Source organism: Devosia chinhatensis, assembly GCF_000969445.1.
GTDB lineage: Bacteria > Pseudomonadota > Alphaproteobacteria > Rhizobiales > Devosiaceae > Devosia > Devosia chinhatensis.
In genome coordinates this window covers 1-505 of the sequence record NZ_JZEY01000066.1, presented here as the reverse complement: position 1 = coordinate 505, position 505 = coordinate 1, and the positions used below count along the sequence as shown (strand labels likewise).

Annotated in this window: 1 pseudogene; it reads right to left on the bottom strand. The window is 60.2% G+C overall.

Going from position 1 to position 505, the window contains the following annotated elements:
- Positions 1–307: 307 nt before the first annotated feature.
- Positions 308–505, bottom strand: a pseudogene (locus tag VE26_RS18345) (ROK family protein); the annotation flags it as partial.

Genomic DNA, 505 nt, shown 5'->3' with positions numbered 1-505 from the left:
GGCACTATCCTGATGGGACGGCTAGAGACGTGTATGTGGCTTCTACGAGATGTGGATGTACAAAAGCGAGGACGGGTAGCCTTGCCCAGCTATCGCGCGGACGCTGGACGCTGCGTGCGGTGATTGCGACCGGCCTGTCACTGTAGATTATGGGCGTTGAGAGGTCGCACACGGCGCTGCTGTCTGCGATGACCTTTGCGAGAGCCGTGGCGCTCTGCTCGAGCCAGTCTGACAAGACTGGCTCCAGCGTATCATAGCGCCATGTCATGGGATCGCCTGCCGGCAATCGCATTTCAGCGTCGCCCAGTCAATTTTCCAAGGCATAAAGGGCAGCGATGAGGTGGACGAACTGGTTTTGTCCATGCTCGTCCGTGACCAGCATGGAACCCAGACTCGCGGAATTGCCGGTAGGCCCCTGCCAAAGCCGTCCCTCTGCGACGAGGCCAGCTCCGACAAAACTGCCGCAACACCGATAGGCCGAGTTCGACGGTCTGCGCGCGGCGTA